Below are 19,515 nucleotides of genomic sequence, written 5' to 3' on the forward strand. Positions count from 1 at the left end.
AGAAAGTGAGGGGCGATAAGGACGCCCGCTTCACCCTAACAAGTCTATATCTAACTTCAATATTAAAAAACGTTACTCACTCTCACAGAACACTGCTTGCAATTCTGCCAGCAATTCTGGATGATGCTCTTCAAGAAATTCGCGGTCTTCTTCCAGATTCTCTATTCGCTGTCGAACAAGTGATGCTCCTTGATATCGTGACTTCTCGTCGTATTGGCCAGTCATAGCGAGTTTCTGTCGGTCCGTATCAGTCATCAATGCTCTACTACCATCGACCTCCGGAACTCTGTCCATACGGAAAGTATCTGTACGGGCCTACTTATTGGTTATCCCATAGAAAAACGTTAAGCTATAGCATAACCATTAAGTGGGTAGCGTTCTTTGAACTAAGTGAAGCGGGACGATGTCCGCTTCACCCTAACAATGGACGGCAAATACGAACGGATAAAGAAGGTGGCTGAAATCACCTTCTACGTCCTGATGTCGGCCGCAGCGCTCAAAGAAATACTCGGGTTCTAACCCGAGCCCCCGAGAGGGGATTCACAAGCGTGCGGGAGCTGTCGTCCACAGCCTCAGCAGGCTGCGACTGCTGATAAGCCCATGACAGAAACAGATCGAAGACCTCTCAAACGCGCTGCCGATCAGCTGGCACCGTATGTCGCAGCAACGTTTGCTGTGTTTGTGTTGGTCGGACAGGAGTGGTTACTCTCTAACGGTTATGAGACGCTAAATGTCGTAATAACAGCCGTGTTGGTCGCTGGTGCGGCGGTCATAGTCATCTCAAGAATACAGAGTCTATTACGTAACCGCAAACGATAACGCAAACGCTACGCCTGTTCGACGGCTCGTTGTCGTTTCGCTTCAAGCAGTTCTTCCCAAACCTCCGGAGTCGCTGTCTGCAAACCAACTCTCGCAGCGAGTCGCGTGAGGTCGCTCTTCGTCGCGTTGCTGACGTCCTTTCCAGCAGCTTCGGCGAGGTCGTCTAGGACGTCGTCCATCTCGTCCGGCCTGTCCTCGAGCGCGCCGAACAGCGCACTCAACGATTCGTCACGAATCGCGAGTGTCTTGCGCTCACCGTCTTCGATTGCTGCGAGGCGCTCCATGATGTCCTCGGAAAGCGCACCCTGTTGCTCATCGGCAGCTGCATCAGTTCGTTTCCCTTTCGTCGTCTTATTCTTCAGTTCTTCTAGGTCTGGATCGTCACTCATAGCTTACTCAGTAGTGTTTCGCTGTTCGTACGATACGATTCACGCGCCCGTTCTGCCGTCGACGACACGTCTTCCTGTGCAAACACCGTCTCGCCGCGTCGCTGGCTATTGCGAATATCCTGAGACTTTGGAACTGGATCTGGTGCCATCAGTCCGTTCCATTTCTCGTCCAGTTCATCGAGCAACTCTGCCGATAAGTTCGTTCTTGTGTCGACGCGGTTTGGCACGATGATCGCGATCTCGATATCTTTCTCGAAGTTACGACTGAGGTCGTCGATATCTTCTTCAAGCATTTCCATCTGCTGGCGTTCGAACTCTCCAAGCTCGACCGGCGCAATCACCTTCTCTGTCGCCCACAGACCGTTCAGCGTCACGTTGTTCGTGAGACCAGGCAGGTCGACCAAGACGACGTCGTAGCCGAGCGGTTCGATATCCTCGTCGAGAAACGACTCCAGCATTTGGTATCGCTTTGGCACGGGAACGCTTGCGAGGTCGTCATCCACTTGATCGAGGCCAACGTGGGCCGGGATCAGGTCTGGCCCTTCCTCCGTCGGGACGATCATATCCTCGGCTGCGTCCGGAAGTTTCTCCTTGACCATTGACCAGTCATCGCTGAGAACCGTCGCGATGTTCGGCCAGCGCTCGTCGGCCTCTGGAAGGTCGGTCCAGACGCCGAAGTGCTTCGCGAGGTCACCCTGCTTCCCGGCCAGATCGACCAGCAACACATCAAGGTCTTGCTCAGACAGCGCGACGCCGAAGTGCGCTGTCGACGTCGTTTTGCCGACACCCCCTTTGTCGAGAAATACGCTTGCGCTTTTCATTTTCGTTACCGTGTACGTAACCGTTTGCGCAACCGCAAACATAATACCACCGCTGAGGCAAGCCACACGTCAGACAGCGGTCGCAGATTTATATTGCAATATACAATTTATATCCTGCAGCAGCGGGGCTTTGTCCAATCAACTGTGGCTCACTCGAATCAGGTGTCGACACCATGAGAGTATACTGAAGTCCACTCCCAGATGGGAGTAAGTCCGTTTTATTAAGTAGCTGCCACCCCTGGGACTGAGTATGACTGTCGCGACGTACGTCAGAGTTTCAACTGCTGATCAGAATCTCGATCGGCAGTTGAATGCGACTCACGACTACGCCACTGACGAACTCGGTGTCGAACCGAACGAGATCCAGACCTATCGCGATAAGTCGACTGGAACCAACGTTGCCCGATCGGGCTACCAGTCTTTGCTCGAGGACGCGGCCGACGGCGAGATCGACGCCGTGGTCGTCCACGAGGTATCACGGATCGCTCGTAGCATCTCCGACCTGGAGACAACCGTCGAACGGCTTCGCAGCGCGGGGGTTGCAGTCCACATCGTTTCGGAACGCATGGTTCTACAGCCCGATCAGGAGGACGAAGACCCGTACCAGCGAGCACTGTTCCAGATGCTCGGTGTCTTCGCCGAGCTTGACGCGAAGATAAAGCGCCAGAACATCCGACAAGGAATCGCTGCCCGTCAGGAGAGCGACGAGTATCGACACGGACCGGCACCGCTTGGCTTCGCGAAGGACGACGGACGCCTCGTCGAGAACGCCGACTACCACCGCGTGTGTGAAGTCCTGGAGGAAGTCGCTCGCGACCAGATGAGCCAGCGACAGGCGGCCAAAGAACTTGACTGTACTAGAAAGACCATCCGAACAGCTGTTCGTGAACGACCTGAACTCTACGACCTTTCCACGACGCCGTAGAATCGAGTACCTTTCTGCGATCTACCGCGAATAGATTTGGTGCAGCTGGCGCTGGGTGTTTTCTGAACTGCTCGCGACGTAGTTTCGCGCCGTCGAGATGTCGGCCCACCCAAACATCGACTGTAGCGGAAGCGGACTCAGTCCACGCGCGCTCGCATGTGATGCCGCCGTCGCTCGCAGCCCGTGTGGAGTCGTCGTATCTCTGTCGAACTCATCGACGCGTTCGAGGGCAGTGTCCACTCGTCGATTGATTGTTGTCTGTGATTCAGGCCACTCGTCGAACGGGACTTCCCGAGAAGCGTTCGGGTTCTTCGGGCTCCACTCCAGCGCCGCGGCCTCGTCGGTCGTGATCGTTGCCTCTCGCGATGAACTGCTGCGTGAGACTGAGCGCAGTCGGCCTTTGCTGTTGAGGGCCGTCGATTGGGTCCGTAGGTTGGTCCGTTAACCCTCGTTCCGGACAGCTGCAGCCAGATTGTTTTCAGCAGAGAATTAGTGAACGACCGGTTCGGTCTCAGTCACTAATCAGCAAAATAAGTGATATTATAGCCAAATGGATCTGTGCCGGTTTCGTTTTCGATAACGTAGTCAGACCCATCGTGATAGATATTCGTCGTCCCTTGGTTATCTGCGGTTGTTGTGAACGCTCCGCTCGGGTCAATGGCCTCTGCAACAGAGTTTGACCCTCCTTTGATAGTGAACATCCCAAAGTCGTCGAATTGCGTTTGGACAAAAATAAGCGCGGCAGAATAACTTAGAGCCTGTTTGGTACCATCGTTTATATTTGCCGACTCGAATTTTATTATCTGATTACCATTCTTAGATTTAATTAGATCAGTGTTCGTTTCGTCTGAACTGACCGATTGGAAGGTCCCGTTCTGTGCGTAGACATTTTTCAGTGGCTTCGATTGAGTGCCGGAATTTCCACTGGCGTTCGACCAGTTCGGAGCAGCGTCAGCGCTGCCGGCAAGCCAGCTAATTCCGGCGACCGCGGACACGCTCGTCAAGAACGCCCGCCGCGAAATCGCCCCGCTCTTGAATTGCTCGAACAGGTTCAGGACCTGCTCGTTCTGCTGTTTCGCGGCCTGATACTGCTTCTGGAGTTTCTCCTGTTCTTGCTCCAGCGCCTCGATCCGCTGCTGTTGCTCCTCGAGCAACGCCTTGAGTTCGTCGATAGATCCACTCATAAGAAGTCCATCTCACTCGCTACTGTTTGTTGTTCGGACGTTGTTACGACTCGTACAGATTTTACCAGTTTCAAAGTGGTCGTACGCCCGTTTCTGGCCCACGTTTAGCATCAGTTGTGCTCGGCTATCGGACCGCAGCGACGCGACCGAGTTCGGTGCCCGAATCGTCAGCTGATGATTTCCAGGCTGCAACCGCTGTCGATCCCACGCCACTCGGACGCGATCGCGCTGTGACCAGGCCCGGATCACGGCCTGGACTGGTTCGTCGGTCTGGAGGTCGACGTCGACGACCAGCTCCGTGACGTTCCCGTCGACGCAGCTTCCATCATCCACGTCGACGTCAGCTGGCAATGTCGCGTCGGCGTGGCCGACGGCCACCAGGCCAGCGCTCGCGATGATCGCGATGGCGAGGATACTACGGAGCATGCCCGTTCCTCCGCTCGAAGTACGCGATCGCGACAAGCGGCAGCCCGGCGACGAAGTACGTCGCGAACGACCGATAGTGAACCAAAAGGATCGGCATCCAACTCACCCAGGCAGCCCACCGGAACTCTGTTCGTCGGTAGTAGACAATCAACGCCACGGCGGCGATGAGTGCGACGAGTGCCGTCTGTGCCCACTTCGCGATAGGATACGCGCCGAACACAGTCAGCGCCGAGAGGCCGACGCCCTGATGCACTGGTGGACTCCCACTGCCGAACAGGGGCTGAAGTGCGCCGGTCAGCCACGCTTTCGGCCCCCAGATGATGATTGGGAGGTTCACCACGAAAAACGTCGTGAGACTGGCAGCAAGCCATGTTCCGGCGGCGTCTGTACCTCTGTCTCGAAGTAACCAGACCAGCAGGAACGGTCCAATGAACCAGGGAATCTGCTCGACGCTGGCGGCGAAGCCGTATGCAACCGCCGACCAGACCAGCCGATCGGACCACCAGTACGCAGCGAGACACAGCGCAAAAATCCAGATGGTGTCTGTGAGTCCGTTCAGCGGCCACGTCACCAGATCACCAGCGAGCAGGGTCGCCGGAGCGAGCATCGCGAACTCGTTGTCGGCAGCAGCGAGGATCACGGCACCGATGGCCAGACTCAGAATCGTTGGTGTGATCCGGACGCCCTCGAGGCCGACCGCGTACTGCGGCGCCATCGCGACGATTGCGCCGGCTGGGTAACTGTACCGAGAGACAGTTCCACCGTCCATCGTCGGCGTCGGGAACGTCGTTGCGTTCATCCCAAGCTCGTGCTGGTATGGGTTCTTCCCACCGACTGTCAGCGCTGTCGCGTCGTGGAGAAACTGCCCAACGTCGGTCGTCACTGGCTGTCCGTACAGCGAGATCATCGCGATGAGCACGGTCGAGCCGATAGCGCCAGTCACGACCGCAGCGATTGCCCAGCCGTGATCTGACAGGTCGATCGTCGAAAGGCCGACGATGAGTAATCCGATAGCAGTTGCCCAGACGTAGATCGTCAACACTGGCATGAGCCATGTCCCAGGGGCTGAGACTGCCCAGACCTCTCGTCCAAAATCCATCAGCATGACCGCGACGAGAATCGTCAGTGCATCGGGCGCTTGCACGTCCGTGTCGACCTGCAGGTCCATTACGCGGTATCCTCCCAACTGTCGCCTGTCTCTAACCATCGGAGCATCCCGAGTACCAGAAGCGACCCCGCTCCGCCGATGAGCCCTGCTCCGACCGCTCCGTCGAGGCCGCCGACGATGATACCGACGAGCAACATCAGGACGCTCACGCCGGCCATGAGGCCCAGTTCAACCGACCGTATCAACAGCGGCGCGTTCAGATCCAGCCCACGGTCTGCGATTCCGAGGCCGACGCTGTGCTCGAGGAAGCGCACCTGCTCGTCGGCGGTCAGTTTCGATTCGCCCGCATCGCGCGTATCGAATGTGATCGGCACTTCGGCCACGCTCGCGTCTGTGTGCACCAGCAACTCTAGGAGGATCTTGTACCCGTGTGGATCTGCGTCGACGAAGACCTCGTCGTCCAGGACCTCGGCGTCGACGGCGAAGAACCCAGACATCGGATCGGACACCGGACGTGACGATGGGATCGTGAGATGAGAGATTCGGCCAGCCACCGCAGAGATAACCTTGCGTGTCCACGGCCAGCCATTGATGCTGCCGCCGTCGCAGTGACGCGATCCAACAGCGAAGCCTCCGTCGGAAGCGTCGACGAGCGCTGGCACTTGCCCAGCTGGATGCTGGCCGTCGGCATCCATGCAGACTCTCGTCTCGCCGTCTGCTGCTGAGAATCCTCGCAGCACCGCTGACGACAGACCACTTTGTTCGGTCCGACGGATCACGTGCACGCGTGAGTGGTCACCGTAGCTGTCTCTGACGAGCTCCCATGTCCGGTCTGGGGAGTCGTCGTCGACGACGATCACTTCCCAGCCATAGCCAGCTGCGTCCAGGGCCCGTTCGAGATCGTGGAGGACCGCGAGAATCGATCCCCGCTCGTTGTAGGTGGGGAGAACCACGGACACTGTGGGGCAGTCATCGGGCACGCGGACCACCCGTTAATTGTGAACTGGGTCCCGGCTCAGAGTTGTACTGTGTATATAGGATGGATATCTTCTTCATGCAACAATCAGCATACCGCAAACATACCGCTGTCTTGCGATTAGCACGAATAAAATCTTGAATCATGCCGTAGCGCCCTCCTGCGACAGGATTCTCGATATCGAACTTGGGTCCAACCCAACAATATCGGCGATATCCGACTGGTTCAAGAGATTTGTCGTGGCGGCCTCGCGAATAAATTCATTTCGCGCTTCTTTACGCGCCTGCTTTTCCTGCCTCTCAAGTGCCTCTTCGTGCTCTTCTCGCGGGATGAAGTCTTCACCATCACCATGCAGTTTGCCGTGCTTGTCCTCGTCGAGCGATGCTTTCACTGGGTCGTTCGCCGGCAGCGCTGACCACTCGATATCGCAGATAGGTTTCGTCCAGGTCTGGTCTTCGAAGGGATTGTTCCCGAGCTTGTAGACTCGTGCTCGACCTCGGCGCTGGACCAGCACCCAGTAGTGGGCCAGCTTCCGGACTTCTTTATCAATCTGGCCGATGTCAGGCATGTTCCAAACGCCGTATTTCTCGCCGACACGCCCCATCGACACCTTCTCGTTCAACTCCTTGTTGACCTTCGTCATCGCATCCCGAGCGTTGATGCCGGACTCCGCTTCATCGAAAACCAACCCGCTGCCCTGCGCTTCTCTGGTATACGCGTCGATGAACTCTTCGGCGCTGTTGGTCGCCTTATTTGGAGTTAGACCGTCATCTGTCCGGTCAAACTCACGCGCTATCTTAACCGAGAGCGTCGTCTTCCCGGTCCCTCGCATTGCGTGGTAATCTGAGACCAGTATCGTCAGCTCCATGCCCTTCTCGACGTGGTCCTGATACACGTCATAGAAAGGCGTATCTTGGAAATCGACGACCCATTCAGAGAGTCGCCAGCCTGGAGGGAACCCGTACCCGTCCGCTTCCGGGTACTCAGCATACAGTTGGTCTCCACGGACCGATAGCGGAGACTCCGCGGCTGGCCCGACGAACGGCTGCTCCCATGCGCTCATAGTTCCCCCGTGGGAAGTGCGTCATCAGTCGTTGCCAGCAGGCTACACTGCTCAGCGGCAAGATCGAGATACCGGGCCGCCCGCATCAGTATCTCGGGATCTAACCGTTGTGGTCGCTCGACCGTCTTTGTCGCTGACGACAGTTCACCGCCCCCCGTCTCTTTCGTCACTGTCTGATGTGTCCACGATGAGAGGTTTTTGAGCCCCTGTTTCCAGACATACAGCTGCCGGCCCTGTTCGTCCCGTTTTGGCTGTTCGTCGGGCTGAAGCCGAGTGCCACAGTCTGGACACAGGTCGGTCTTGTCAGGCCCGTCGTCGGTATTTCGAAGGTAGGCATGGTCGTTGGCACAGACCAGAATTTTCTGTGTGATCGGTTGCACTGGGTACAGCGGCGCTCCCTCCCAGAGTTGCTTCACTTCACCCGGTCGCTCACTGATGTACGGCACCAGCGCCTCGAACCACGATAATACAGCCTCGTGGAGATCGGCGTGAGCTTTCTCTCTATATCCCCCGTCAGTCGTCCGGCCACGGACAGACATCCACTGCCGCCGGGCATCGAGGCAGCGCTGGTACGCTTCTCGGATCTCGGTCGCTCTGGCTTCACTCTCCGCCATTGCCCGCCCCCTCCAGGTCAATCACGAGTTTTTCGTGATTTTCGAACCAATATGCATCAACTTCGAACCCCTCTTGATCGAGCGTGATACCCACGTCTTTTCGGATATCAGACGGGATAGTGGTCCGTGCAGATCCGCTTATTAATTGGATACCGAGTCGCGTCCGATACGGACCACTAAGTTCCTTAAACAACTCCTGCATCTTATCGGGACTTGACGCCATATATCCCAGACATTAGAGACTCTGTAAATACGTTATCCCTCGAACAATAGCCGTAGAGACACTGTACGCTTCGTTAAGACTCGTTACAACACACTCGCTTTTATCCAGAGTGGTATATTCGGATTATATGAGATGTCCACAAAACAGGTGGCGTCTACGGCGCAACGTCGTAGTCCCGTTGTGAACCGACTGCTCGCGATGTTCGCCCTCGTGGCGGCCCTCGCGCACGACCTCGCTGACTTCGGCGAGCTAGTTGTCGAGATGTCGGTCGCTCAAGCACAGGCTATTTCAAACGCACATATCGACCGCTCGGTGAGTCGCTCGCACAACATCGTCGGCGCGGCAGTGACGCTCGGACTCTCCGTCATCATGCTGATCCTGATGGCGATTGTGGCCGGGTACTTCGTGTCGGAAGCCCCGTCCAACGGAGCGTTCTCCGATGCGATCAATCAGGTCGAGCAGGTCGGAGGGACGGCCTTCATCCTGCTCGCTGTTGCACTGCTCGCTGTGCCGGTCGTCGCCATCGTCGGCTACTTCATGAGGAGCGGCCTCGGCGGCTTCATTACCGGCGGCGGCATGCGGTAAAACCGACCTAATTCACTTTTCACGTACGCATGCAATTGAGCCACCTGTTTGCCGCGTTCGCGCTACTCGCGTGCACGCTTATCGTCGCTAGCGCCGGCACGTTGGCAGCCGACGCGGCCTACTCTGATTCCCAGCAACGGTATAGCGAGTCACAGGGAGCGGACGCAGAGACGACTGACGAGCTCGAGTTTGGTCTCGACCTGTCGTCGTCGCTTGCCGAGTTGCTTCCGGTGCTTGGGCTGACTGCAGTCCCGCTCGGAATCGTTGGGTTGCTGCTAGCCGTTGGCTGGGCGACGACATCGTCGAATAGCGGGGGTATGATGCGATGAACGTCATCGTCTACGCCCTGCTGTGGGTCGCTGGCATGGCGCTGACAGCCGGAGCTTGGATGGGGTATGCTCGCGGCTTCAGCGGAATCATGGGCCTGTTCGTCTGGTTCGTTATCGGGATCTCGTCGTCGGCGGTCGTCGTCGTCGGAGGGTCCGGCTCAGAACATGTTTTCGTCGAACCAGCAGTCGCGTGGCTCGCCTATGGAAATGCCGCGATGCACTTCGTCGCCTTGCTGTTTGCTGTCCACGAGGCGCTGCAGCCGGCGACCGACGACGCTGGTGAAGCACTGGACCCTGACCGCATTCAGCAGATGAAAGAAATCACAGGAGCTGACTCATGAGCGAAGCACAACAGATCCAACGCGAAATCGACAAGGAACGCGCAGAGCGGCAGATGGCGATGGAGGAAGCGGCATCTGCTGGGGCCGACCAGGCCGCGATTGGTCGCGAACAGACGCTGCTCGATCAGGTCGGTGACCCGGATATCGATCCACCGCCGACTGCCGAAGAGCACGATATCACTGAAATCCTATCCGCGGAACTCTCTCAGCACAACGCGCTGTCGAATATCACTCGCGAAGAGTACGAGGACCGAAAACTCCTGCATCAAGTTCTAGCGATGCAGGTCAAAGCCGAGTACCCAGCCCAGTCTGGTGTATCCTCAAAATGCGTCGGCGAGTACCGCAGAGCGTTGTTAGGCGCAAAAGAGGGCAGAAAGAAACGCCTGCCCAGCAAGCTCGCACGGAAGATCGATTCGACGCTCGGGGAAGAGGGCGTCAAAACCCAGATGACGGCGCTCAGTATCAATGCGAAAGCATTCGACGGCATCACGACCTCCCGAGCGTACGCGTCGATTAGCTCCGACGGCGGTGGGCCTGGATCGGGCGGCGGCATCATCGAATCGGCAAAATCGTTCCTCGGATTCGGGGGTGACGAATAATGGGTGTGAAATCGTTCATCCCCGGGACGGCGGCGTACTCAGAGAAGCACTTCGTCAAGTACCTGCACAAAAAGGCGCGCGGCCACGACGTGATGCTGCTCATCGAATGGGACGACAACAAAATCACGGAGATGCCGGCGGACTACCACGCTGACAAAGACGGCTGGTACGTGACGCCGCCGGGTTTGATGTTCGCCAACGTCGGCGAAGGCGTCGATCCCGTTTCGTTCCACGGCGTCCAAACGATTCGGTGTCACGCAGGCATCGCGTGCCCGATCTCGACCACTGCCGCAATCCAGTCCGAGTACGAGGAGTGCGGAGAGTTCGAGGTTGTGGCGGACGAAAACGGTCACTCGAAGAAGGTCATCGAAATCACGCCAGCTGACGAGAACGGCCACGACAACGGCGAAGCGATGGCTGACGGTGGCGCCGCTCGCCGGGAGTACCAGATCCGGCCGCCCGCTCCCGCTGTTGGCCATGCATTCGGCCTCGAGGAAGTGAAGCAGCGAGCGCCGAACCCAGTCAACCCGAACATGATTCGGCGGGCCTACGAGTTCGGGAAGCAGAAGGCTCGCGACCAGGGCCGGGTGCTGAAGATCGCTGCCATCGCGCTCGGTGTCGGCTTGGCGCTTGCGCTGACGGTGATGGGCTTCATCTGGTTGCTGAACCAGCTGGGCTCCGGTGGTGGCGGTAGTGGGGGCGACGGCGGTGGCGGAACCGTTCTGTCGGTCCTGTCGCTACTGCTTGCCGCACCGAATCGGGACATGCTCCGGCGTCGCGTGAGTAACTTCATCGCGACCTCGGAGGAGGGGTGAGATGGCGGCCCGGTCGGGGTCGCTCGGCTGGGTCGTGATCGCTGGAGGCCTGAGTGTAGCAATCGCAGGAGCGTTCTGGGGACTTCTCGACACGGCGTTTATCGGGACGATCATCGGAACGGATAGCTGGAGCGCTCCGACTGGCTCAGTCCTCGCACAGGGCCGCCAGTACGTCCTCACGACGTGGGACTGGCTGATCTTTATCGTGCTATTGCGGGTCGGCATCGAGGCGATCGTCTCCTCGAGGCTCGTTGGTGCGACTACCAGCTTGCCCTTCTCGACGGTTGTCGTGCTGGCACTGCACCTGTTCCTGGTCATGTTCATGTTGACGATTCCTGAGGTTGCGCACGCGATGTATCAGCAAGCACAGTCCATCGGCGCTGTCGAAGAGGCTGGATTCCTTCGTGCGGTCGACCTCGCATATCAGTGGGGCATCGGCGTGTTGCCGGCTGTGCTGCTGCTTGTCGTCGATGTCTGGTATCTGAGTGCTCCGATCAGAAATGATGCCCTCGCACGATGAGACGCAAGCAAGTCAAAGTTCTTGGCCTGACGCTGCTGGTCCTACTGTCTGTTGGAGCGTACGCTGCGACGACCTACCAGCCCTACACTGCTGGGTCGACGCTGCAGACTGACTCGGGGCTCTCGGTGACGCTTCAGGACGACAGCCAGATTGAGTCCGGGAACCCGTTCGATAGCTCCGACGCGGTGACGCTACGCGGCATCCAGTTCGAGAGCGCTGGCACCTCGGAGGTCACGCTCGCGGACAACTCGACGGCCTGGACGAACATCACCAGCATCGGCGCGGCACAGAATCAGGTCACGATCCGACCCGCCCACAAGCCGCTGGTCCGGGTCGAGGGCGGCATCCAGTCCGTCAAGCTGACTGACGATGTCTCGGTCAGCAACGACGGTCGCACCGAACTCATCATCGACGCGTCGTCATCCGGCAACCTCACTGTGGACACCAACGGCCAGGGAGCGGTCGCTGTCGACGCACAGAGTGGCGCATCTATCGACGAGGGCCAGGTCCAGCCCGATGGGACAGTCCGCTTCCAGATACCGTCTGGCACTCATCGCATCGACCTGCAGAGTGCGCCGTCCACGCTGTTCGTGTTCAAAGAGTCGAGCCCGAGCGAACTGATCAGCGGGAGTGCGGAACTCCGGATTCGGTTCTTCACTGAAGGCACCGAAGAAGTTATCGAGAAGACCGTCACCGACGGCACGGCCGATCTCTCCGAAATCCCGTCGGACCAGCGATTCGTGGTCACTGTTAAAGCGTCGAACAGCGACTACGCGTACCGTCGGATCGTTGTGGACAGCCTGAGCGAGCAGCAGGATGTCTACCTGCTGAATACTGCGAACACGTCGAACGTCGAGGTTGAGTTTGGATTGACTGACTACACGGGGGCGTACCCCAGTAGTGAGACCACATTATATATCGAGAAACCGATCACGAAAGACTTTGACAACGATGGCGACGACGAGACCCGCTACCGCACGATTCTTGGAGACAACTTTGGATCGACCGGGCAGTTCCCGGCGAGATTGGCTGAGAACGAGCGCTACCGGCTCCGACTGGTCAACGGCCCGAACCAGCGTGTGCTGGGCGCGTACACCGCATCGCGTTCAGAAGTTGAACCGATCACCATTCAGAATATCAACCTCGAATCTCAGAAACTGGACACGTTCGTTACGACAACAAGCACTGCCACGGCGAACGGACAGCGCTCGCTGACGATTCGGTTCTTGGATAATAGTACGTCGACCAGCCAACTCAGTGTCGACGTCTACGAACGGAACAACCCGAACAACACTGTGTACTCGGATACGGTGACGAACGCCCCTATCCAGAACTACTCCGTCTATAACATCCCGATACAGAACGACACCAGCTACGTCGTCGACTGGAGCATCGAGCGTGACGGCGACACGCTCACCCGCACACAGCTCATCGGTGGCGGCGGGTTCACGCTGGACATCCCACTCGATTCGGACTGGTTGGGAACGTTCGGCTTCATGTTCATCGCGTTTCTCGCAGCGCTGGCTGGACGCGAGACACATCACATCATAGGCGTCACCGTCGTCTCGATGGCTGGCATCCTGATGTGGCTCCAGGCAGTGGCGATCTCCCCGCCGCTCTGGTGGATCGCCGCGCTCATCGCTGGCGGTGGCTACCTCGCCGAAAAGCAAAAAGGAGGTCTCTGATGGTCGAAATCCAAGGTCTCAAAATAGCAGGAACGATGGTTGCACTGGTGCTCGCGATGGCGACGGTCAACACGCTCGCAGCCTCCGCCGGCATCGTCGTCGAGGTTGGAGCGAACGGCGTCACGACAGAGGATATCAAATCGGTGAACGACGACATCAACAGCCCAGAACCCTCTGGTGTCGGCTCACAGGACCCGGGCTTTTTCGGTATCGCAACAGGGATGACGCAAACCTTCCAGCAGATATTCGCGTTGACAACGTCGCTACATGCGATTCTAAAAGGCTGGGGTGTCCCGGCAGTCATCGCGAACAGCGCCCAGATTATGGTCAACTTCGTAATCGGCCTTGCGCTGTACCAGATCCTCCGGGGGACGGTGTTCTGAAATGGAAGACCTGCTCCTGCAAACCGACTGGATCGATGTCTGGGCGTCGGGCAACTGGTTCCGCGGGACGTTCGGCCCGATCACGTCGACGCTGGGCCGACCCGCTGTCGTCCTCATGCTGGGCGCGCCGTTCACGCTGGCACTGTGGCAACAGACCGGCACGCTGACGGTTCCCGGTATCATGCTCGCGCTGTTCATGGGACTGTTCCTGGCCGGTGCCCCAGCTGGCGCGACCATCGTCGGCTACCTGATCGTCGTTGGTGGGGCACTGATTGCGTACCGCTCGATCTTCGGTGATGGATGATGCTCGAGCACGTTCCGATCATCGGCTACATCGACAGCGCTCTCAGGACTCACGGTCCGTTCGGCGTTCCGCTGGTGGTCGGTGTTCTCTACCTCGGCGCTTCGATAGGCGCTGCGATGACGCTCGCTGAGCCGCTGTCGGCGCTGCCGACGATGGCCTTCGTCGTTCTGTATGGCGTCGTCGGCGTGTCTGTGACCCTCGGGACCGTCCTTTACCGTGTCTGGGGTGGTCCCCAGTGAGCCCGACTCCGGACTGGTGGCGCTCGCTTCCGACCTGGGCCCAGGCGACGATCCTCTCGTTGCTGCTCCCGGGTGTGGTCGCACACGAGTTGACGCACGTCGTCTGCGCGACCTCGTGGGCAAACACCGCACTGGACTGGGACAGTATCGCCTTCGAGGCTGAGTGGACGTCCAGTCACCCAGCGCCTCGAGCAGCTGCCCATATCGCTCCGCTGGTGGCTGGTTACGCAGCCGGCATCGGCGTGTTCGCGGTCGTGATCGGCCGACCTCAGTTCTCGATCCACGCCGGACTGCTCGCGTACCTCTCGGTCAACTGGCTGGCCTACACCATTGCGTCGGTGTCAGATGTTGTTGTGTGTCTGCAGTACCTGCTGGCGTGGCGTCGTGGCGACGAGTTACCCACAATGTAGCGTGTGCCTGTTCTACTGAGAGTGGACTGAAAGAGGAGATTTCAGATTGTCGGAACTTTGTGAGGTAAACTTTGGATCCTCCGCTCGATACAGTTCTGGTAAGTCTAATACAACTGGTTGGTTCTCCCCCACGTACCCCACATTAAACTGGGGGTCGTGGACCTCCCACCCTCGTTCTCTTGCCAAGTCGCGTATGACTGATCTTGTCTTGTGTGGGCTCTGAGATAGTCGCTCTGGAGGATAACTAAAATCGTCACTTCGAGGACGATAATGCTTCTCTGCCTCAACCTCATCCATCAACAACCATCGAAAGTCGTCGGCCCAAGCATATACAGTCGGCACTAGGTGAGTATCGTTCAGGAAGCAACACTGGAGCCATGTACTGACTGATTCTTTATTTGCAGTCGATGCGACAGCATGGCTTTGATCTGATGCATCTACGGATTTTGGTAACTTCACCACAATATTCCGCTCTTTCTCTTCTGTTATTGGAACCCCTCTAAATTGGTCTGGCACACCAGCAACCAATCTGGTTGAGCCGGTTATTGCCCAGTCAGCTTCGTTTTCTATCGCTATACGCTGAGCGTCCGTAGAATGTCCAATTTCTTCACGGCTAAGTGATTGCAAGAGGTGTTCTGCGAACTCTTTTGCCCCAGCTAACATGGCGATTATTACTATTTATACTTGTACCGATACTTGACGTTTTGGCTCTTACCTAGTGACGCCCCGGAAGAGTCTCCAGATTCCGACACGATTCTGTACGAGTCTGTCAGATAAGCGGAGCTTGAGGGTTCTGCGGCGTGTTGTATCTCCTTGGAGGACTACGCAATGAGATTTTTGATCGGTTACAAGACGGCCATCGGATTCGGCCAGAGTACTGACCACGGAGGTGAACTCGATGGGTAACGCGATGGATCAGTGGATGGACGAGAATCCAGACGTTACCGTTGTCAACGACTCCAGTGAGGATATTGACGATCAGGTTAACCACAATGACCCGGACGACGGGGACAGTTCCGGGTCGTCCAGCACCGACGACAATGACTCGACAGCCGGGGGCGGTTCGTCGTCCAACCCGGCGCCGGGGTTAGGCGGCGGTGGCGGCGTCTCGGATACGTCGCCTGATGATGGCGGGAGCGATGACAGTGGCAGTGGCTCTGATGACTCGTCGGGGAGTTCGGACAATCCCTTCGGCGGAGACTATGACGACCCGACCCCAGATATCAGGCCGGACAACGACAACCCGTTTGACGACAGTGGCTCTTCGTCGAGCGACTCGTCTGGGAGTTCGTCAGACGGTTCCTCAGACGGCGGGTCGTCCAGTAGCTCGTCAGACAACTCCGACAACGACAGCACACCAGACTCAACAGCCGGCGGTGGCTCGTCGAGCGACCCAGCGCCTGGGCTTGGTGGCGGTGGCGGCGTCTCGGATACCTCTCCAGACCCAGATACTGGGCAGGGCATCGGCCCGGACGGCGCGAGCGGGTCGGAAGCGTCAACGCCAGACGCCGAAACCGACGCGCCACAGAACGACTCGACGGAGGATATCGAAGCGACTCGGACGGGCAAGCTTGAGGACACGGCGAGCGATCCGCGAGTTCGCGAGCAGGCCCAGTCCCTCGAGGACGATGTGGCTGGCAAGAAGGTGACCGACGTCGTCGACGGGCTCAAGACGACTGGCGCAGAGCTTCGTGAAGAGGACGTCGAGGTCGTCCGGGACGGCGATCAACTCAAAGCCGAGCTGTCTCCGGTCGGTGAGGAACGGGTGCAGAACATCGCCGATCGGCAGGCCGACGAATCTGCCGAGCGCGCTGTCGAAGACGAACTGAACACGTCGTTCACGAACGAGGATGTCTCGGTGAACGACGACGGCAGCGTCGACGTGTCCGAAGACGTTCGCCAAGAGGCGATGGAGCAGTCCATCGCGGAGTCGAACCCAGACGTACGCGAGGATGATGTGACGTTCGAGGACGGCGAGCCACAGGTTGATCAGTCCCAGAAGCGAGGATCGTCTAACGGGCAGCCAGCCGGCGCACAGCCAGATTCGGCAGACGAAAATTCGCCGGAGGCGCAGGACCAGGGACAGCCAGCGGTCGATGAGCCAACGGAGTTCGTCGAGGACGATCCCGACGAGATACCCAGCGACCCGTTCCTTGACCGGCAGACTCGTGCTGGAATTCGTGGGGCCGCGAACGATGTCGCGAACACGTTGGTTGGGACCGACAGTCCCGACGCTGATGTCCAGCGACAACTTACCGAAGGGCCGGGAATCGCCGACGCTCAGGAAGAGCAACAGATCGCTGAGGATATCGAACAACGCCAGGCATATTTCGGTGTCGCGGAGGAAGCCGAATCGTTCGCTGAGGATGCAACCGGCTCAGAGACCGTGGGCCAAGCAGCGGCTGGACTGGGCCGACTCCCCGGAGAGGCTGCGGCGGCGACGGCGGGGCTGACGCTGGTGGCCGACAAAGGCGTCGAGACGGGTAGCAACTTCGTGGGCACTGCACAGAACGAGGGCGTGATCGACACGAGCGAGACCGTGCTAAACACGATCACCGACACGACTCGGGACCAGGTGGTGATGGTTCGAGAGAACCCTGTCCGAGAAGGGGCGGCACTGGCCGGCGGCATCGCGGCTGGGACAGCTGCCACGAAGGCGGTCGGCCGCTCCGCTCAGGGCGTCAGCAACCTCAACACCCGACGGAAGGCAGACGCCACAGTCGATTTCGAGGACATCACCAGCGAGCGTGGTGCAGAAGGTGAGCTCCCCGAGTTCGAAACCAGTCCGGGTGCGCCCACGAGTGAAGCCGTCCAGGAGGCCCGAAAGCGGGCGGCGGACCAGCCGCAGGAAATCCAGACGATGGGCGATATCAACACAGCCAGCGGTGAACTCGGCTACCGTGCCGGCCTGCGAGTCGGCGAGGCTGTGCCGGACACACCCAGCCTGTCGACGCCAGACATTTCCCGTCCGCAGGTCCCGGACGTGTCGACGCCGGATGTTGCGAACCGGCTTGGCCGTGCGAGTGGACGCGTCTCGGACCGACTCCCGGACAGACAGTCAACGCCAGACCGCACGCCGGATGCGTCTGATGGCGGGACTACGCTCAACGAGGCCGTCAGGAATAGGGCCGAAAGCACGCTCGACAACGCTGAACAGCGCGGCCGGGCCGCTGGTGAGCGTGCGGGCAGTCGTGTCCAGGACGCTCGGGAACGCCTCTCCGACGCTGCCAGCCCGGTTACCGACCGGGCCAACAACGCGCTGGACCGAGCCGAACAGCGTGGCCGCGCGGCTGGTGAACGAGTCGGTGAGGGAGTGCAGGGAACGAGGGAGCGCCTCGACGACGCCACCGACCCGGTGGCCGACCGCATCGATCAGGCGGCGGCGAGTGCCAGCGATGCGGCGAATCGCCCGTTCGACGCTGCGGAGCGAGCGGGCCAGCGCGCCGGTCGCCGACTCGGTGAAGCAGAAAAGGCCGCTGGCTTTGAGGGCGTCTCTGCTGATACCGGCTACAGCGAGGGCGCGCTGTTCCGGTCGGAGTCTGACCGACTCCCGGCGGATCTCGAAGCCCAAGAAGGCCAGTATGAGTTGCCGGGGCTGTTCGCGAGTCCGGACGCATCGCCACTGCGAACGGACCTCGGGGCCAGCCGGTCGCTGTCTGACTTCCGGCCGCGGCTGGCCCGACCCGGTGACCTCACGCCAAACACGCAGCGTCTCTCGGCATTCGAGGGCGACCGTATCGAAGGGATGCCGTCCCGTGCGGCCGGCAGTGGCCGTGTGAGCGGTCCCGACGGTGAGCCGATGCCAGACCCCGACGCAGCTGGCACGCGGTTCCTGCGCTCCGATGCGGACGACGGAACGGCCTACGTGCGTGCGACCGGTGACCGAACGACTGAACTCGAAGCTGTGTTCCCGGAGGGCAGCGAGTTCCGACGCCAGCGCCAGCTGGCCGTCGACATGCCCAACGACGAGGTCGCCACGCTCGACGTCTTCGAGCGGCGGGGTAGTTCCGTCGACGGTCCGAACAGTCGCCGGTCGGACCTGGACGCAGACACGCAGTCCGAGCCCGTGTTCCGCAGCGACGACATTCGAGAACTGGAACGCCGGCGGACTCAGAGTCCCGACGGACAGCCAGTTTCACCGACGCCGTCGCTCGGAAGCGGGTCCGGGCGGACTGATGTCAGCGGTGGATCTGCTGGCGTGTCCTCAGGCATGGGCAGTGGTCGAACGCGTGGCCGGTCTGAAGCATCCAGCCCGGTCGGCAGTGGGTTCTCCGGCGTTTCAGCCAGTAGCGCGTTTACTGGGTTCAGCAGTGGATTCAGCAGCCCGGGCTTCAGTGAAGGTGGCAGTGGGCCCGGTGGGTCTGGGTTCAGTGGCAGTAGCACCTTCACGACTGGTGGTGGGTCGTTTACCGGCGGAGGCGGTGGAAGCGGCGGTGGCGGTGGAAGCGGCGGTGGCGGTGGAGGCGGTGGCGGTGGTGGGGGCGGCCGAGGTGACGGCTCACGTATATCAAGATTGACTCCGGAATTCGAACCCGCCGACACTAATCCTGATGAGTTTGGATCTGAGTTTGAGGATGTTCGGTTCCAGAATGCTGTTGCCAGTCCGGCTGATGTGCTTGGCATCAGTATTGACCCCGATAACTGACCACAACACTGTTACTCACTGTTCATATAGTATTCGAGTATGCCCGACCACTGTCCGGACTGCGGGCAGCGTATTTGGCGACTGGATGGAGATCGTCTTCTTCAGTGTCATC

24 protein-coding genes are annotated in these 19,515 nt (G+C 59.2%); 14 read left to right on the forward strand and 10 right to left on the reverse strand.

All coding sequences use genetic code 11. The features are described 5' to 3' along the window. Positions 1-227: hypothetical protein (locus ACYJ11_RS20510; RefSeq protein WP_461649258.1), on the forward strand; the 227-nt coding region annotated here is incomplete at its 5' end. 600 nt (positions 228-827) lie between these two features. On the opposite strand, the gene ACYJ11_RS20515 is transcribed toward ACYJ11_RS20510, so the two are convergent. Continuing rightward, positions 828-1,208, reverse strand: coding sequence for a hypothetical protein (locus ACYJ11_RS20515; protein ID WP_461649259.1), 381 nt, complete (start codon positions 1,206-1,208; stop codon positions 828-830). Then, the gene (locus ACYJ11_RS20520; protein ID WP_461649260.1) at positions 1,205-2,029 is read right to left on the reverse strand and encodes a ParA family protein; all 825 of its coding nucleotides are present in this window, start codon (positions 2,027-2,029) and stop codon (positions 1,205-1,207) included. The genes ACYJ11_RS20515 and ACYJ11_RS20520 overlap by 4 nt, the downstream gene beginning before the upstream one ends. A 250-nt stretch (positions 2,030-2,279) precedes the next feature. On the opposite strand from ACYJ11_RS20520, the gene ACYJ11_RS20525 reads away from it, so the two are divergent. Further along, entirely contained in the window at positions 2,280-2,954 is a 675-nt protein-coding gene (locus ACYJ11_RS20525; protein WP_461649261.1) for a recombinase family protein, read from the forward strand. A 21-nt stretch (positions 2,955-2,975) separates the two neighbouring features. Here the strand turns inward: ACYJ11_RS20525 and ACYJ11_RS20530 are convergent, their stop codons facing one another. The 8 genes from ACYJ11_RS20530 to ACYJ11_RS20565 form a co-directional block, all read right to left on the reverse strand. Further along, positions 2,976-3,347 carry a tyrosine-type recombinase/integrase gene (locus ACYJ11_RS20530; RefSeq protein ID WP_461649303.1) on the reverse strand — a complete coding sequence of 124 codons (372 nt, stop codon included), beginning with the start codon at positions 3,345-3,347 and terminating at the stop codon, positions 2,976-2,978. Positions 3,348-3,472: 125 nt separating this feature from the next. Then, complete coding sequence (locus ACYJ11_RS20535; RefSeq protein ID WP_461649262.1) at positions 3,473-4,138, reverse strand: hypothetical protein; 666 nt, start codon at positions 4,136-4,138, stop codon at positions 3,473-3,475. 12 nt (positions 4,139-4,150) lie between these two features. Continuing rightward, positions 4,151-4,564: a hypothetical protein gene (locus ACYJ11_RS20540; protein ID WP_461649263.1), complete on the reverse strand. Its 414-nt coding sequence runs from the start codon at positions 4,562-4,564 to the stop codon at positions 4,151-4,153. After that, positions 4,554-5,732: a hypothetical protein gene (locus tag ACYJ11_RS20545; protein ID WP_461649264.1), complete on the reverse strand. Its 1,179-nt coding sequence runs from the start codon at positions 5,730-5,732 to the stop codon at positions 4,554-4,556. The genes ACYJ11_RS20540 and ACYJ11_RS20545 overlap by 11 nt, the downstream gene beginning before the upstream one ends. Further along, positions 5,732-6,652 (reverse strand): polyprenol monophosphomannose synthase, encoded by a 921-nt coding sequence (locus ACYJ11_RS20550; RefSeq protein ID WP_461649265.1) that lies wholly within the window; start codon positions 6,650-6,652, stop codon positions 5,732-5,734. Before ACYJ11_RS20550 ends, ACYJ11_RS20545 begins: the two co-directional genes overlap by 1 nt. A 138-nt stretch (positions 6,653-6,790) precedes the next feature. Beyond that, on the reverse strand, positions 6,791-7,711 hold the full coding sequence (locus tag ACYJ11_RS20555) for a hypothetical protein (protein WP_461649266.1): 921 nt from the start codon (positions 7,709-7,711) through the stop codon (positions 6,791-6,793). After that, positions 7,708-8,325, reverse strand: a complete 618-nt coding sequence (locus ACYJ11_RS20560; RefSeq protein ID WP_461649267.1) for a hypothetical protein — start codon at positions 8,323-8,325, stop codon at positions 7,708-7,710. The genes ACYJ11_RS20555 and ACYJ11_RS20560 overlap by 4 nt, the downstream gene beginning before the upstream one ends. Then, positions 8,312-8,548: a hypothetical protein gene (locus ACYJ11_RS20565; RefSeq protein ID WP_461649268.1), complete on the reverse strand. Its 237-nt coding sequence runs from the start codon at positions 8,546-8,548 to the stop codon at positions 8,312-8,314. Before ACYJ11_RS20565 ends, ACYJ11_RS20560 begins: the two co-directional genes overlap by 14 nt. A gap of 180 nt (positions 8,549-8,728) precedes the next feature. On the opposite strand from ACYJ11_RS20565, the gene ACYJ11_RS20570 reads away from it, so the two are divergent. The 12 genes from ACYJ11_RS20570 (at position 8,729) to ACYJ11_RS20625 (ending at position 19,403) form a co-directional block, all read left to right on the forward strand. Beyond that, on the forward strand, positions 8,729-9,133 hold the full coding sequence (locus ACYJ11_RS20570) for a hypothetical protein (protein ID WP_461649269.1): 405 nt from the start codon (positions 8,729-8,731) through the stop codon (positions 9,131-9,133). A 29-nt stretch (positions 9,134-9,162) separates the two neighbouring features. Continuing rightward, complete coding sequence (locus ACYJ11_RS20575) at positions 9,163-9,462, forward strand: hypothetical protein (RefSeq protein ID WP_461649270.1); 300 nt, start codon at positions 9,163-9,165, stop codon at positions 9,460-9,462. Beyond that, positions 9,459-9,803, forward strand: coding sequence for a hypothetical protein (locus tag ACYJ11_RS20580; RefSeq protein ID WP_461649271.1), 345 nt, complete (start codon positions 9,459-9,461; stop codon positions 9,801-9,803). The genes ACYJ11_RS20575 and ACYJ11_RS20580 overlap by 4 nt, the downstream gene beginning before the upstream one ends. Beyond that, positions 9,800-10,402 (forward strand): hypothetical protein, encoded by a 603-nt coding sequence (locus ACYJ11_RS20585; protein WP_461649272.1) that lies wholly within the window; start codon positions 9,800-9,802, stop codon positions 10,400-10,402. The genes ACYJ11_RS20580 and ACYJ11_RS20585 overlap by 4 nt, the downstream gene beginning before the upstream one ends. Further along, positions 10,402-11,217, forward strand: coding sequence for a hypothetical protein (locus ACYJ11_RS20590; protein WP_461649273.1), 816 nt, complete (start codon positions 10,402-10,404; stop codon positions 11,215-11,217). Before ACYJ11_RS20585 ends, ACYJ11_RS20590 begins: the two co-directional genes overlap by 1 nt. A 1-nt stretch (position 11,218) precedes the next feature. Beyond that, positions 11,219-11,737, forward strand: a complete 519-nt coding sequence (locus ACYJ11_RS20595; RefSeq protein WP_367175094.1) for a hypothetical protein — start codon at positions 11,219-11,221, stop codon at positions 11,735-11,737. Then, complete coding sequence (locus ACYJ11_RS20600; protein ID WP_461649274.1) at positions 11,734-13,422, forward strand: G protein-coupled receptor family protein; 1,689 nt, start codon at positions 11,734-11,736, stop codon at positions 13,420-13,422. The genes ACYJ11_RS20595 and ACYJ11_RS20600 overlap by 4 nt, the downstream gene beginning before the upstream one ends. Then, positions 13,422-13,805, forward strand: coding sequence for a hypothetical protein (locus ACYJ11_RS20605; protein ID WP_367175096.1), 384 nt, complete (start codon positions 13,422-13,424; stop codon positions 13,803-13,805). The genes ACYJ11_RS20600 and ACYJ11_RS20605 overlap by 1 nt, the downstream gene beginning before the upstream one ends. Position 13,806: 1 nt before the next feature. Beyond that, positions 13,807-14,109, forward strand: coding sequence for a hypothetical protein (locus ACYJ11_RS20610; protein WP_367175097.1), 303 nt, complete (start codon positions 13,807-13,809; stop codon positions 14,107-14,109). Then, entirely contained in the window at positions 14,109-14,348 is a 240-nt protein-coding gene (locus ACYJ11_RS20615) for a hypothetical protein (protein ID WP_461649275.1), read from the forward strand. The genes ACYJ11_RS20610 and ACYJ11_RS20615 overlap by 1 nt, the downstream gene beginning before the upstream one ends. Continuing rightward, positions 14,345-14,758: a hypothetical protein gene (locus tag ACYJ11_RS20620; RefSeq protein ID WP_461649276.1), complete on the forward strand. Its 414-nt coding sequence runs from the start codon at positions 14,345-14,347 to the stop codon at positions 14,756-14,758. Before ACYJ11_RS20615 ends, ACYJ11_RS20620 begins: the two co-directional genes overlap by 4 nt. 898 nt (positions 14,759-15,656) lie before the next feature. Beyond that, complete coding sequence (locus ACYJ11_RS20625; protein WP_461649277.1) at positions 15,657-19,403, forward strand: hypothetical protein; 3,747 nt, start codon at positions 15,657-15,659, stop codon at positions 19,401-19,403. Positions 19,404-19,515: the final 112 nt, after the last annotated feature.

Source organism: Haloarcula sp. H-GB5, from assembly GCF_054850705.1.

Bases quoted from the DNA above. Each gene is read 5' to 3' on its own strand.
- ACYJ11_RS20515 (WP_461649259.1), bottom strand. From the start codon at position 1,208: ATGAGTGACGATCCAGACCTAGAAGAACTGAAGAATAAGACGACGAAA.
- ACYJ11_RS20520 (WP_461649260.1), bottom strand. From the start codon at position 2,029: ATGAAAAGCGCAAGCGTATTTCTCGACAAAGGGGGTGTCGGCAAAACG.
- ACYJ11_RS20525 (WP_461649261.1), top strand. From the start codon at position 2,280: ATGACTGTCGCGACGTACGTCAGAGTTTCAACTGCTGATCAGAATCTC.
- ACYJ11_RS20535 (WP_461649262.1), bottom strand. From the start codon at position 4,138: ATGAGTGGATCTATCGACGAACTCAAGGCGTTGCTCGAGGAGCAACAG.
- ACYJ11_RS20540 (WP_461649263.1), bottom strand. From the start codon at position 4,564: ATGCTCCGTAGTATCCTCGCCATCGCGATCATCGCGAGCGCTGGCCTG.
- ACYJ11_RS20545 (WP_461649264.1), bottom strand. From the start codon at position 5,732: ATGGACCTGCAGGTCGACACGGACGTGCAAGCGCCCGATGCACTGACG.
- ACYJ11_RS20555 (WP_461649266.1), bottom strand. From the start codon at position 7,711: ATGAGCGCATGGGAGCAGCCGTTCGTCGGGCCAGCCGCGGAGTCTCCG.
- ACYJ11_RS20560 (WP_461649267.1), bottom strand. From the start codon at position 8,325: ATGGCGGAGAGTGAAGCCAGAGCGACCGAGATCCGAGAAGCGTACCAG.
- ACYJ11_RS20565 (WP_461649268.1), bottom strand. From the start codon at position 8,548: ATGGCGTCAAGTCCCGATAAGATGCAGGAGTTGTTTAAGGAACTTAGT.
- ACYJ11_RS20575 (WP_461649270.1), top strand. From the start codon at position 9,163: ATGCAATTGAGCCACCTGTTTGCCGCGTTCGCGCTACTCGCGTGCACG.
- ACYJ11_RS20580 (WP_461649271.1), top strand. From the start codon at position 9,459: ATGAACGTCATCGTCTACGCCCTGCTGTGGGTCGCTGGCATGGCGCTG.
- ACYJ11_RS20585 (WP_461649272.1), top strand. From the start codon at position 9,800: ATGAGCGAAGCACAACAGATCCAACGCGAAATCGACAAGGAACGCGCA.
- ACYJ11_RS20590 (WP_461649273.1), top strand. From the start codon at position 10,402: ATGGGTGTGAAATCGTTCATCCCCGGGACGGCGGCGTACTCAGAGAAG.
- ACYJ11_RS20595 (WP_367175094.1), top strand. From the start codon at position 11,219: ATGGCGGCCCGGTCGGGGTCGCTCGGCTGGGTCGTGATCGCTGGAGGC.
- ACYJ11_RS20600 (WP_461649274.1), top strand. From the start codon at position 11,734: ATGAGACGCAAGCAAGTCAAAGTTCTTGGCCTGACGCTGCTGGTCCTA.
- ACYJ11_RS20605 (WP_367175096.1), top strand. From the start codon at position 13,422: ATGGTCGAAATCCAAGGTCTCAAAATAGCAGGAACGATGGTTGCACTG.
- ACYJ11_RS20610 (WP_367175097.1), top strand. From the start codon at position 13,807: ATGGAAGACCTGCTCCTGCAAACCGACTGGATCGATGTCTGGGCGTCG.
- ACYJ11_RS20615 (WP_461649275.1), top strand. From the start codon at position 14,109: ATGCTCGAGCACGTTCCGATCATCGGCTACATCGACAGCGCTCTCAGG.
- ACYJ11_RS20625 (WP_461649277.1), top strand. From the start codon at position 15,657: ATGGGTAACGCGATGGATCAGTGGATGGACGAGAATCCAGACGTTACC.